The 12439-nt window shown below is 57.8% G+C and carries 9 protein-coding genes and 4 pseudogenes; 9 read left to right on the forward strand and 4 right to left on the reverse strand.

Translation table 11 applies throughout. From position 1 onward, the window contains the following. The first annotated feature begins 316 nt into the window (after window positions 1-316). Both ACSKB8_RS00795 and ACSKB8_RS00800 read left to right on the forward strand, forming a co-directional pair. Window positions 317-520, forward strand: a complete 204-nt coding sequence (locus ACSKB8_RS00795; RefSeq protein ID WP_438101835.1) for a DUF6894 family protein — start codon at window positions 317-319, stop codon at window positions 518-520. 570 nt (window positions 521-1090) lie between these two features. Next, a complete protein-coding gene (locus ACSKB8_RS00800; protein WP_438101837.1) occupies window positions 1091-1432 on the forward strand; it encodes a hypothetical protein in 342 nt (113 codons plus the stop codon). 1053 nt (window positions 1433-2485) lie between these two features. Here the strand turns inward: ACSKB8_RS00800 and ACSKB8_RS00805 are convergent. Next, window positions 2486-3732: pseudogene (locus tag ACSKB8_RS00805) on the reverse strand (cytochrome P450). Window positions 3733-3933: 201 nt separating this feature from the next. Between ACSKB8_RS00805 and ACSKB8_RS00810 the strand changes: the two are divergent. Then, window positions 3934-4170, forward strand: coding sequence for a hypothetical protein (locus tag ACSKB8_RS00810; protein ID WP_438101839.1), 237 nt, complete (start codon window positions 3934-3936; stop codon window positions 4168-4170). A gap of 598 nt (window positions 4171-4768) precedes the next feature. Here the strand turns inward: ACSKB8_RS00810 and ACSKB8_RS00815 are convergent. Then, on the reverse strand, window positions 4769-4996 hold the full coding sequence (locus ACSKB8_RS00815; protein WP_438101841.1) for a hypothetical protein: 228 nt from the start codon (window positions 4994-4996) through the stop codon (window positions 4769-4771). Window positions 4997-5766: 770 nt separating this feature from the next. Here ACSKB8_RS00815 and ACSKB8_RS00820 point away from each other — a divergent pair. From ACSKB8_RS00820 to ACSKB8_RS00835, 4 genes and pseudogenes are all read left to right on the forward strand, one after another. Further along, window positions 5767-5880: pseudogene (locus ACSKB8_RS00820) on the forward strand (IS3 family transposase); the annotation flags it as partial. A gap of 113 nt (window positions 5881-5993) precedes the next feature. Beyond that, window positions 5994-6434 carry an IS3 family transposase gene (locus ACSKB8_RS00825; RefSeq protein ID WP_438110297.1) on the forward strand — a complete coding sequence of 147 codons (441 nt, stop codon included), beginning with the start codon at window positions 5994-5996 and terminating at the stop codon, window positions 6432-6434. 171 nt (window positions 6435-6605) lie between these two features. Continuing rightward, complete coding sequence (locus tag ACSKB8_RS00830; protein ID WP_438101842.1) at window positions 6606-7943, forward strand: hypothetical protein; 1338 nt, start codon at window positions 6606-6608, stop codon at window positions 7941-7943. 1217 nt (window positions 7944-9160) lie between these two features. Next, window positions 9161-10191: pseudogene (locus ACSKB8_RS00835) on the forward strand (Ulp1 family isopeptidase); the annotation flags it as partial. 506 nt (window positions 10192-10697) lie between these two features. On the opposite strand, the gene ACSKB8_RS00840 reads toward ACSKB8_RS00835, so the two are convergent. Further along, window positions 10698-11009, reverse strand: a complete 312-nt coding sequence (locus ACSKB8_RS00840) for a hypothetical protein (protein WP_438101844.1) — start codon at window positions 11007-11009, stop codon at window positions 10698-10700. Between the two features lie 81 nt (window positions 11010-11090). Between ACSKB8_RS00840 and ACSKB8_RS00845 the strand changes: the two genes are divergently transcribed. After that, on the forward strand, window positions 11091-11342 hold the full coding sequence (locus ACSKB8_RS00845; RefSeq protein ID WP_438101846.1) for a helix-turn-helix transcriptional regulator: 252 nt from the start codon (window positions 11091-11093) through the stop codon (window positions 11340-11342). Then, a complete protein-coding gene (locus tag ACSKB8_RS00850) occupies window positions 11342-11689 on the forward strand; it encodes a hypothetical protein (protein WP_438101848.1) in 348 nt (115 codons plus the stop codon). The genes ACSKB8_RS00845 and ACSKB8_RS00850 overlap by 1 nt, the downstream gene beginning before the upstream one ends. 216 nt (window positions 11690-11905) lie before the next feature. Here ACSKB8_RS00850 and ACSKB8_RS00855 read toward each other — a convergent pair. Then, window positions 11906-12301: pseudogene (locus ACSKB8_RS00855) on the reverse strand (acetyl-coenzyme A synthetase N-terminal domain-containing protein); the annotation flags it as partial. Window positions 12302-12439: the final 138 nt, after the last annotated feature.

A 12439-nucleotide genomic window follows, 5' to 3' on the forward strand; every position in this document is an offset into this window, starting at 1 on the left:
TCCTCTTGCAATGCTATTTACGGCGCACTTCCCTGCACTTTGGACACTTTCCTGCGCCACCGAAGCATTTCGCGGCGGAATTCACCTCAGACGATATTGGAGAGGGCCCCAGAAGCGGCCGAAAACAGGTCTAACGAGGTGTTCGGCGTCGGCAGAATTCGGGGGAGCCCGGCAAGCTCGGAAGCTCGCACGCGAAGCGCTTCGCATCTTTCCGATAAGGCGCCGGATTTCGGCAACACAAGGTCCTAGATCAGGGAATTCCGCTTTAATTGCATAGTAATGTCAGTGCGTCCGAAGCAACGAACCGAGCGAACAAATGGCTCGTTTTTACTTCAACCTGGAAGGCAAGCACAATGTCGACGACCCCGGCGGGCTGGCATTCGAGAACGAGCTCCAAGCCTTTCGTGCGGCACAACGTCTAGCAAATGCCCTAGCGAGTGTTCAGCCTCCACTACGGGGTACAACTTGCGTGGTTGTTACACGTAACGACCGAGGTGAGTCCTATTACGTGAGCGTTTGACCGAGCTTACCGATCAAAGCTTTCGGCCGTACTGCGCTTCGTTGCTGCGCTTGCCAACTGCCCTCATAAACCTGCCTTGCTGCCCCACACGGGCGTTCGCACGCCTTTGGTCCAAAATCCAAAAGGAGGGCCTGCTCAAGTTACATCGATCGTTTCTGCGAGAGATGTCTCATCTGATCGCAAACTGGGGGCAAAATGTTACGGGGCAATCAACGATTTATTCTATTGTTCGATCTGGCGATGGCGCCTCATCCACCCTTCTCGGCCTTTTCTATTTGACGCATCGAATTCATCGACCGAACCGGGTGGCTCGGTGGGGGTCGTCCGATGATGCCCGCCAGAACCGACTCCTTAGATCGCGGATCGCCGTTCAAGAAATTGGCGGGCTTAAGACTGCTCATTTTTTTGCCCTCCGCCCTATGTCAACCAGCAGTCAACTTGCGGATATACGCAACGTGCGGAGCGCATGTGAATGCAAGCCCACCAAATCGAGTAGTTGAAACGATAACGTTCCGTCAGCAAGCTCCAGTGACTCTGTCTTCCATCCGAGAGGACAGGCCATGAGGGACAATGATGACAAAAGAGAAGGAGAAAACAGCAAAGAAGGGCGGAGGGAAGCACGAATTCTTCGTGGTGAATCTGACCAAAGAAAAGCTTAAAGGGCATGTTTTGTGGAAAAGCAGCGGCAACGAGATCAAGGTCGATGTCGAAGGCCTTGAGCCGGGCAAGCGCTCGCTGCGAAAGCAATTTTACCCATCCAGTGGCAACCGGAACTATTGGCGCTGGTCGGAACGAGACGGGGAGTACCAGCCGAACTGTGACAATGGCTATACATATGCTATTGTAACCATCAGCAACTACGGAATCCGAGTGCTTGCTACCGACACGAGCCCAGATACATGGAAATGGTAAGGCATGACGCGACATGTCAGCTGCTAATCTCTGACTTTGCGTGTCTGCTTCCATTCCAGGAAGCGCTGGGCGCCGGCGCAGAATAAACGTCCAGATCGCAAGACATTTTTGGGCTTGATTCGCGAACGGCGCGGCCGACAGCTTGAACGTGCGTGCCGCGATGGCTACCCGACGGTCTCGTCCTGTTCGCGTGCAAGTCGTTCCAATCCTGCGGAAGGGCGGCGCTGTTCGTGAATACTAAGCCGATGACGTTAGCATTATGCGCTCAGCAGTCCGGCAAGCGTATTCGCTAGGTCAATTCAGGCGGTCTCGTGATGAACTGTCTTGCTTACGTCAGAGTATCCCACCAACGCTGCGACCATCTTTCGATGGCGGTGCGCCAGACCTCGCTAGCGATTTTTCGTCGTGCAATCGCTTGACTCTCTGGAGCGTTGCGTGTCGACGGCCTGTGCCGTCTAGCCCGGTTGGTTTATCTAGCGCAGCGACGTCGTCATACCGCGACTAAGTCTTTAGCAACCTTGAGCGGTGACGCTTTAACCGATTTACTGGCCGACTTGGCCGCAAATTCCATCGGCTCCTTTCAAGGGATCGATTTCCCTGCGGGCTTCAGTAGCGGGTTTATTCACGACCGACAGCTTTGACCAAGCCGGGAATGACGAATTCGTCGAACTCATTCAACTCGCTGTAGCCTACAGTCGCCATCTGTTCGATCACGGCCTTTACGTGAGCCTTGGAAAGCTATGTTCCTTCAGCAAATCCATCAAGAGCGGATTAGGTGGGCATCATCCGAGATCTCCAGCTCGGCCTTGATCAATGCGCTGATGTCGGCCTCGATCTCGGCGATCTCGCTGTCAAGGACCTCAATGAGATGGCCGATACCAATCGGCCATGCCGCGATCGCCGGCCTCGCTTCTTCTGTTCTTCTCCTGGGCGCGCGCGTGAGAACCAGTTGATCCCGCCGTTTGCAAGCTCGCCAAGGCCTTGCTGGCCGCGGTTGCGGCCGGCTCGGTCGCCGGCTGCTGCGTGGCGCTTCCCACGTCAACGCATCACAGCCTAAGCTCTAATCTGCACAGGAAGAGCGGAATAACCATGCACAAAGTTAGACGCAATTCGCCCGGGCTCGCCGACGACCTTGACTTCCAGCCGCGCATTCAACATTTCTTCCCAGAGGAGTTTCAACTGCAGTTCCGCGAGATGTCTGCCAACGCAGCGATGGATGCCGAATCCGAACGAGAGATGCTGCCGCACGTTCTTGCGGTCGATGCGAAATGTGTCGGCGTTCTCGAAGACCTCTTCGTCGCGGTTACCAGAGATGTACCACATGACGACCTTGTCGCCCTTTCTGATTTGTTTCCCACCTAGGACAATATCGGTCGTTGCATTGCGGCGCATATGTGCGATCGGCGTTTGATACCGGATGATTTCGGACACGGCGCTCGAAACCAATTCGGGATTATCGCGTAGCCTTCGCAGCTCGGAGGGGTGCTGGTTCATGAACAGGAGGCCCCCGGTAATCGAATTACGCGTGGTGTCATTTCCCCGACGATCAGCAGAATGAGATTCCCAAGAAACTCGTTCGGCTCCATGTGTCGAGTTGCAGGCGAGTGCGCCATCAGGGAAATCAGGTCCATGCGTGGCTCGGCATTGAATCGCTCGTTCCAAAGCCGCGTGAAATACTCCAGGCACTCCGACAAGATCGTGCTTCGCTCATCCCAGCTATCGATCGCATGACCCTTTTTCGGAATTGCAACAGCTACGTCTGACCAATAGGTCAAGAGCCGCCGATCCTCAAATGGAAAGTCGAATAGCGTGGCCAGCATCTGCGTCGTCAACTCGATGGAGACCATGTCCACCCAATTGAAGTCCTCATTGCGCGGCAAGCTGCCCAGAATCGTCTTGACCCGACAGCGGATCAAGCTTTCGAGCTTCGTCAGGTGTTCCGGTGCGACGATCGGACTTACAGTATGGCGCTGCTCGGCATGTTTAGGAGGGCCCATTTTGATGAAACTCTGGGTCCAATGCTGGTCAGGCACGTCGACAATAACGACACCCTGCTCCGACGAGAACGCTTTGTGATTTGTATCTACCGCCACGATATCTCGGTATTTCGTTACGGACCAATATGGACCATAAGCGCTGGCTTTACAGTAGTGAACGGGGTCTTCCATTCGCAAACGCTTGAAGTACCCCCATATGCTGTCGTCCTGAAAGCGCTTGGCTTCGCTTACATCCAGATTGGTCAGCGGGATCTGCCACACATCATCGGCTCTCAAGCGCGCCGATCGCGTTTTCATGACCATATTGTTCTCTCTGAGATCTACGGATCTGGTCACGATCCATAGTTCGAGCTGCCGTGGCGTTTTTTGGTTGCGCGGGTCGTTGCTCAACAGAGTATCCCAAAGTGCAAGCAGCCTCCCCTACCATATCCGACAGTAAGAACCGCATTGAATTTTCGAATCGCGCCTCCAACAAACGTTCCGATTTTGGCTGGGGCGGCTTCTATGTCGGTGTCAACGCCGCCGGTGGTCTTCGATCCGCTCTTGGTGCGAGGTGGCATAATGCAGCCGGAGGCACGTTCGGCGGCCAAATCGCTTATCGTGGCGAACTCGATGTTCGGTTTGGAGGCGCACGGTAACTGGGCCGATTCAAAGGCGCAACCCAATCTCGCTTTAGGCGGCGTCCAGGATGAAACCAAGTTCGATGCCTTCGGCCTGTTCACGAGCCCGGCCTACGCGTGAAACAACGTGTTGCAAAACAGTAAAGTGGTGCTGCGGTGGCCCGCGACAAGTACCGCGTCGTCGATCACGCCGGTTGACGGTTCGGAGCGAGTTCGACTTCAAGGTCTGCACCTACGGTGCCATTCCCGGCGCATCTCGCTGGAGGCGCCACCGGTTCAATGGGAATTTTCGCCAAGGCCTAATCGATATGCGACTCACAAAAACTTCAAACCGAACGGTCAGCCTCATACTCAGGGCGCGGCCTTATCCCGACAAGAGTGTTAGATAGGGTGCAACAAGCGCTCAGTCGTCATCGAAAACGGTCGGCAGGACAATGCCGTGCGTCGTTTCGATATTCCCGCAAGCCTTGGACTTACCAGTCCGTAGCAGCCTCCAGACATGTCACCAACGTACTGTTTCAGCAATCACGTTGCTGCTACCTTAAAGTGCGAAGTCTCTGGAAGGGGAACCGCGGTTGGTCTCCTTGCAAAAGCGAAACTTGGCGACATCAACTGCAAGCAACGCAGCTTTCAAGAAGCAAAAGGGGACGTATCTCAGCGGGCCCCATACGAGGAGGGCCGAATGACAGTTTGGTCTTTCCTGCCGCCGCAGGGCCGGCTCAAGAAGAATTGCCTGTAGCCGAGCGTCGCCTTAGCATCAGATGCGCTGTTTGCTTAAACCATTTCATCGGTAGGCCAATGTAGTAGCCGCGCCTGCGAAGCTCTGGTTCGGACCTGTTGAGCGTTTCGCAAATGGATTTCACAGGCGTGCCTGCATCAACAAGCTCGCGCAGCAGTTCGTCTTCTCGTTTGGTCCAGCGAGAAGCGCGCAGAGTAACTTCATTCAACCTCTTAGCTCCAATTTCACGCGGTTCTGGCGAAGAGCTCTCCCCGGCGAGACCCTGGCTCAGCCAATACCGTGCTGAGCCCGTTGCCAAAGCTTTGTCTGAGATTCGTTCGCGTTCTGGAATGCGCAGTACAGTCCCAATCAGGATATGGAAAATTCATTTGAACAGGCTCGAGTGTGACCGAATGTAGATGTTCTATACCGACGTTTCTTCCCAGTCATAGCGTCGGCCTCAAAATGAATGGCAGGGGAGGCATTCCTTCGAAAGCTATACGTTCGCATAGGTCGTCCTATCAGAGAGTATCCGCTGACCCAATTCTGTTGGCACGTATCCCTGTACCACCATGCCGCGAAGGCTGTCCTCGAGCCATGCCTTGCGTCCGAACTCCTTGCAGCCGCGAGCTTGCATGGCCTTCCCCCCGATACTGAGCAACGCTGATCCTGTCCCGGACCACCTCGACAACCGCCAGCCACGTGATCAGGCGATCCTCGGCCAGAACGCCGAATACTCGCCAGCTGCGTCGGCGTAGAGATACGCGTGTCCTTTCCGTCCATGCTTTTCGATGCGTAGTATTTGCGGCGGACCCGATCTTTGCTGAAACACGGACATGAGATTCCGCTTCATCGAAGATCGCCGCGCCGATTATCCGGGGACGCTGCTGTGCGACATGCTCAGCGTCTCGCCGGCCGGCGATCACGCTTGGCGCTCGCGCCCGGAGAGCCGACCAATCGTGATCTCGTCGACGACATCGGGCGGATCACCGCGACACCCGCGGGCGTTATGACAGCCCGCGTATCCATGTCGAGTTGAAGGCTCAGGGCCGGGGGGCGAGCCGTGCTCGCATCGAGCGGTTGATGCGGCGTCGCGGCATCAGGGCCACCATGGCGCGACCACGCCGGGTGCGGACCACCGACAGCCACCACGACCTGCCAATCGTCCCGAATCTGCTCGACCGCAACTTCATCGCCGCTGCCCGAACTAGATCTGGCTGGCCCATATCACCTACATCGAGACCGATCAGGGATGGTTCTATCTGGCCGCCGTCATGGATCTGTACAGCCGCAGGATTGTCGGCAGGGCGATGGCGGATCATTTGCGCGCCGACTTGCCCTTGGCGGCCTTGCGGATGGCGAACTCGGCGCAGCGGCTAGGTGCCGGCCTGATCCGCCATTACGATCGCGGCGTCCAATATGCCTCGGCGGATTACCGCACGCTGATGCAATCCGTCGGCCTCAGGGCGTCGATGGGCCGCAAGGGCAAGTGCTATGACAATGCTCCCATGGAGAGCTTCTTTCACGCGCTCAAGACGGAGCTCGTCCACGATAGGCACTATGCAACACGGGCAGAAGCCACACGGGATATCTTTGCCTATATCGAGGCCTTCTATAATCGAAACTCGTCGCCGTCGGCATTATCAGCCCGATCGAGATGGAGCTGAAAGCAGCTTAACTCTGTCCATTTTTTTGGGGGGAAGATCATCTTTTCCATTAGCTCCTCTTCTATTTTCTCTAGACCGCGTCAGCTTCTCGAAAGCTAACGGTAGGTACCGGGGGGCTTGAGAGCGAACGGCGCTGCTCAGATATGCGGCCGGCCCCAACCCGACAGGAACATGGCCCCATTTAAGAACATCAACCCATTGGACGGAGATTTTGCTACCTACAACTCCACGGTCCAACAGCCCCAACAGCAGCAAGCGGAATTTGAGCAGCATTTGAACGAGCTGCATCAAGCGGATGCCCTTAATCCCGACAGAGAGCTTTTCGATATCTCTGAGGAAGACGATCGCCTCATTAGAGCAGCGGCTGATGCAGCCCTCGATCGAAGGGGCGAGCCGAGGGCTGTCACAATCGGTAATTATGAACGTAGTCTTCGCAAATTAGCTGATGCGCTCAAGCCTTCTGGCCAAACTATTACTATGCTTGATCATAAGTCGTTGCTCGATCATGCTAAACGGTTGTTTCCGAGAGACAAGGTAATCGTTCCCGCGTTGTCAATGCTCAGTCGGCATCGTGAGCCCGACGCCCCCGCTCGCCCCATTACACCACAATATCGTGCCTCCAAAGAGGACGAGGACCTCATCAGAAGGGCGGCTGAAGGAAACTTTTGTCGGACGATCGGCCATCAAACCGGCGAAGATTATGCTAACAGACTTCGCAAGCTATCTGCAGCGCTCCAGCCTTCCTCAATTGCTGTGCTCGATCACGGTTCGCTGGTCCGTCACGCGAAAAGGTTGTTTCCGGGCAACGAGAGGCTCGTCTATGCGTTGAACAGGCTTGATGATTACCGCAGGCGGGGCGCTTCGCGCCGGAAACGAGGGGGTTCGCGGTTGGCATTAGAGCCGGCGGCCAATGCGCCGGTGCAAAGTGTCCGTCAGGAGCAGCTTTTGGATACTGAGGCCTCCCGGTCGGCGGGCGTAGCGCCGCCGACTGTAAGACGCGCTGTCCTGAATCCTTATCCCAACGACTTGGCCCTCATCGAAGCGTACAAAGCAGCGCCCGCGGAAGGGATCTCTGAAGATACGGCCATCAATTATGCAAACCGTCTTACAGGGTTCAGCGTCCACCTGCGCAAAAAAAGCAAGCCGGGGATTGCTGCTCGCCTTCACGACGGGTCGCTGGATACAGATGTCAAGGACTATAAGGACTCCGACGGTCGCTACGTCGGTGCGGCACTGGCTCATTTTCGGAAGTCGCTGCCGCACGGAGCGTTGGAACTTGGGCAGCACACTGATCCCGAAGACGCGGTCGCGAGGCGCGTCGGGAAGTCCCCTGCGCAGCACAGCGCGTCGGAGGGAAGCGCCAGCGGGCCAGAGATCCTGCTGCCTGCGGAAGGTCACGATCAGGATGTGATTTCGGGGATGATGGACGAAGCCGACCCGTCGTCCCTTTCGAGCCAACCCCGCGCGATCATCAGGCACCGGATCCCGATGAAGCCATTCACCCGTTGAACTGGCCACACAACGACCAGCCGGCTCCGGACGATCTGACAGGGAGCAACCTCCTACCAAGCGACGAGGTCCTTAGCGGTAAGGATTACACGGGGCAGTGGAGACCAGCGACGAGGCAGAAGACGCTAAGCAATCCCCACGGAGATGCCACCGGGCGGCAGCTGAGCGAGATCGGCAATTCAGGCGGTCGCGTGCTAATGCAAGGCCCCATTTATCAACTGAGTGCATCGCCATGGGAGGCGCAACTCATACTGCGGGGGAGCGGGCACCAACACGTCTCGGCGCCGCATGACGAAGACGGGGTTGTTGCATCGCCCGTCGTCCTCCCTGCGGAAGATTACGATCAGGATCTGCTCTGGGGGGCCATAGAAGAAGCCCCACCGCCGTCTCTCGAGCCAACCCCGCGCGATCATCATGCACCGGATCCCGATGAGGCCATTCACCTGTTGAACTGGCCGCACAACGACCAGCCGGCTCCGGACGATCTGACAGGGAGCAACCTCCTACCAAGAGACGAGGTCCTTAGCGGTGAGGATTACACGGGGCAGTGGAGTCCAGCGAAGAGGCAGAAGACGCTAAGCAATCCCCAAGGAGATGCCACTGGGCGGCAGCTGAGCGAGATCGGCAATTCAGGCGGTCGCGTGATGATGCAAGGCCCCATTTATCAACTGAGTGCTTCGCCATGGGGGGCGCAACTCATACCGCAGGGGAGCGGGCACCAACACGTCTCGGCGTCGCATGACGAAGGCGGGGTTGTTGCTTCGCCCGTCGTCCTCCCTGCGGAAGATTACGATCAGGATCTGCTCCGGGGGACGATAGAAGAAGCCGGCGCACCGTCGTCTCTCGGGCCAACCGCGCGCCATCCTCAGGCCCCCGATTTCGGGGAGGCTGTTCGTCACTTGAACTGGCGCCACGGCCACCAACGCGCCCCCGACGAGTTGATCGCTGCGCTAGACAGGAGCGGCCTCCCGCCGAGCCAGGAGAACCAACTGACCAGCTTATTGATCAACGGTGAGCACTACACGGCGGGGCTGATGCCAGCAGGGATGACGACGCAGAGCACGCCACTCAATTCGCGAAACGTTGCCATTGGTCTAAGATATCGACCGGAAGGCGTTCCGCAGCTCAGCTCGCGCCCGGAGAATCACGCCTCGCCAGAACACCTTGGGAGGACGATGGAGCAAGCTGGGCCCGTGTCCGCCATGGCAGAGGCGACGTCCCCCGCGGTCGGCGAGAGTTTTGATGTTTCATTCGCCACTCCCGAGGACTTTTCCCACCGTACCCAGCCCGTCCCGGACAGGATGCTTTCTAGGTTGCGCCAGTTCGGCTTCTTGCCGAACGCGGCGCAGCGGGTCATGAGCTACAACATCCGCGGAGAGCGCTACTGGGCCGTGTTGGGGCCGGAGGGCTTAATGACTTTCAGCTCATCCATCACCCTCCAGCTGATAGTGAAGCTGCGCCAGCGGCACCGGCGAGAGCTCCGGTAGACATCTACGGCGGTCTTGAGTCACTGGTCGGTTGGCCGTCCACGGCGCAGCAGCTGGGTGATGGCACTAACTATCTGTCGCTGTTCCCGCGGACACCGTCGGACGCTCAGATCGGGGCTTTGGGTCCGACAGCGCTCCGCGACCACAGCGGTCTAGAGCTTGGCGCCATCGACTGGCTCGGCGATGAGCATATCGCGGCGGATTACGCGCTCCTAGAGCAGGAGTTGCAGAGGGACGATCCGGATCTCGCCATGCGGACGCGCTTCGCCGATCCGCTCATAGCCCATTATCATCTGCGCTTGGGCGCCGATGGCATCGCGCTTCGCGCATTCCAGCGTCTGGTCCATAATCAGAACGGAAACGACACGGCGGACTTCCTATTCCTGCCCCTGAATGATGCCAGTGCTACGGATCCTAATCGCCGCGGCACCCATTGGTCGCTGCTGCTCATTGATCGCCGCGAGCGGGCCTGGCCAGTCGCCTATCACTACGACTCCAGGGGAACCACCAACAGCGCCATTGCAGCAGAACTCGCAGGAAGGCTGGGCTCTCGCCTGCAGCCAGCCCGCCTGGCCCAGCAGCAGAACGGTTATGATTGCGGCGTGTTCGTGGTGGACGGCACGCGGGCGCTGGTTAGACGATTGGCCCAAGGAGAGCGGCCACAGCACGAGCCGCTGCACCTCGACAACCTCGTCGCCGATCGGCAGGCACTTCAATACCGGCTGAGAACCATCCCGACTTGGGCTGATGGAGGTGGCTGAACGGCTCACGCCGACACCAAGTTGCGGTGGCTCCCTCTGTTTTGAGGATCGGCGGATCGAGACGCGCTCTCTTCCAAATCGTTGGCAAGCGGACCCAGTCGATCGGCCGCAGCAATCAATCGCCTGCCGACTCCAGGCCGGCCAGACGTTGTCGCGCCACGCAGTGGGTTCGAACGCAGGTCATTGCAGCGGGGCACTATGATGTTTCCAAACGCGTGCAGCATCGCGCTACACGCGCTTCAACTTGCGTGTCATGCTGATTTCTTTGAAGGCGCCTGACGTTGCGCCCTCGTTCGCCGGGCCACCAGCGTGCAGCGCCAGCAGCTATCCGATGTTGGAGAGTTCGTCGGTCAGGACTGGCGACGCTGGCTCGTCGAGGGCTTCTTTGCCTGTATCCGGTGGCAGTGCTGTATCCTCGTCCGCTGGGAATGTAATGTCCCCCCGAGAACTTCCTCGGCTGTGTTCAGCTTGCCTGCCCCCTATCGTGCTTCATGCAATTTACCCCATCAAGATGAATACGATGCAGTGGGTATTGCGAGCGAACTTGCCGCCCCGACCGCCACCTTATTTCTCCAGCTGTTCTGCGCTGCTGGCGCCAGATCGAAGGCAAGCAAGACAACGTTTGCGACGTTCTCGACCTTGAGAAGGATCACGGGCTGAGCCGCTACCGCCGGCCAGGCCACGCGACGGTTCAGCCAGCCGGCGGTTTGATCCGAGGTCGACCGGTCCTTGCTGATGAAAGCTCTCAATGGAGCACGATGGGTCATCCGTCGCGACAAGCTTTTATGCGTCAGATCCGATAACTCGATTTTATGCATTCTGGCGCATAATCCGCTCCTATGCGCCGGATCCGATATTCCGGTTTTATCGGATCTAGCACATAACAAACCTAGAGCCACATGACTGACCTTGCAAGAACGCCGCAGCAGATCGGCAATTTGGTCCGCCGCGCCCGTAAGAAGCATAATTTTAGCCAAACGCAACTCGCCGAACGTGCGGGCGTGCGGCAGGAGACCATTTCCCTGATCGAGACCGGGAATCCGGCGGCAAGGCTGGAGACCATCCTCGCCATACTAGCCGCGCTCGATCTTGAATACCGGATCGTGCCCCGCGGCAAGACCAGTCCAGCGGACATTGAGGATATATTCTGATGGCGCGCCGCCCCCGTCATGCGCCCTTGCGCGTGCTTCTCAACAACCGCCTCGTCGGCCGCCTCAGCAAGGCGGCAAGCGGCGCTATTGAATTCCGATACGAGGTGGTCGGGACAAACAACCACTACAGAATTGCCGAAGTGCAGGGCCGGCATTTCCTCCAGACGGGCGAAGCGGCGGGCGTACCGAAAAAGCTGGTGCAGGAGTCGATCGAAATGGTAGCTGCTACTGCTGAAGCTGCTCTCGGCAAAACCGAGGGCGAGTTGCCAAACCGATTTCCCGAGGCGATTCATACTTCCGTGAAAGCTGCCGTTATCCAGCGCTTGCATTCACTGAAAGTATCATAGCAAGCGGATCACGATCACTTGCATCAGCTGCAGGGCCAGCGACCAATCTCTCAAGGCAGTCGCAAACTTGGGAATGGCCAGCCGCTGCCCTTCGCAGCAGGCAGACATTCGAGCAGAATGGCGCGCTGTGGGGGATGCGGCTACCCTGCGACGTATTGATATTTTTAGCAGCAGCATCTGCTCGCCCAATTGGTGGATGGCGACTACATTCGCCAATGCCAGCGAACACGCGTTGACCTCGTCGTGCAGCTCCTTGTAGGTGATGTGCTTGGACTGCTAGGGATCGTCGCCTTCCCAGATGATCGCGGTCTGATTGGCGCGCTTGGCCAGATGCCGGTAGATGCAGTTCCCGGCGACGTTGAGGACGCCGTCCTCGAACCATTTGATGGAGATGTTCCCGGGCGCGTACGAGACGTTCTCGATTTTCGTCGGCGCCTTCATCCAGTCGATGTGCTTGGCCTGCTCCACCCAAAAACCGTTCGGGTCCGAGATCGAGGGCGCGTACATGTCCTTGTACTTGGCCTGGTCGAACCAGGCGCGCTTTGCCCACTCGGCCGATACCGGATATGCCTTGTCTCGGCGGCCACTCTCTTCTCTGCGCTCATCGAACATCCTCCGTTCGTTGTATACGTGCACATCTCGGAGGTGCGACTACGTTTTTTTAGTAATCCGGGGACGAAAAAGGGCCGCCGCCGTAAATCAGCAGCGGCCCATCCAGTCTAGGGAGGTTAAGCAGACAAGCCGGTCTGC

The sequence above is a fragment of the Bradyrhizobium sp. BR 1432 genome, assembly GCF_051547705.1.
GTDB classification, from domain to species: domain Bacteria; phylum Pseudomonadota; class Alphaproteobacteria; order Rhizobiales; family Xanthobacteraceae; genus Bradyrhizobium; species Bradyrhizobium zhanjiangense.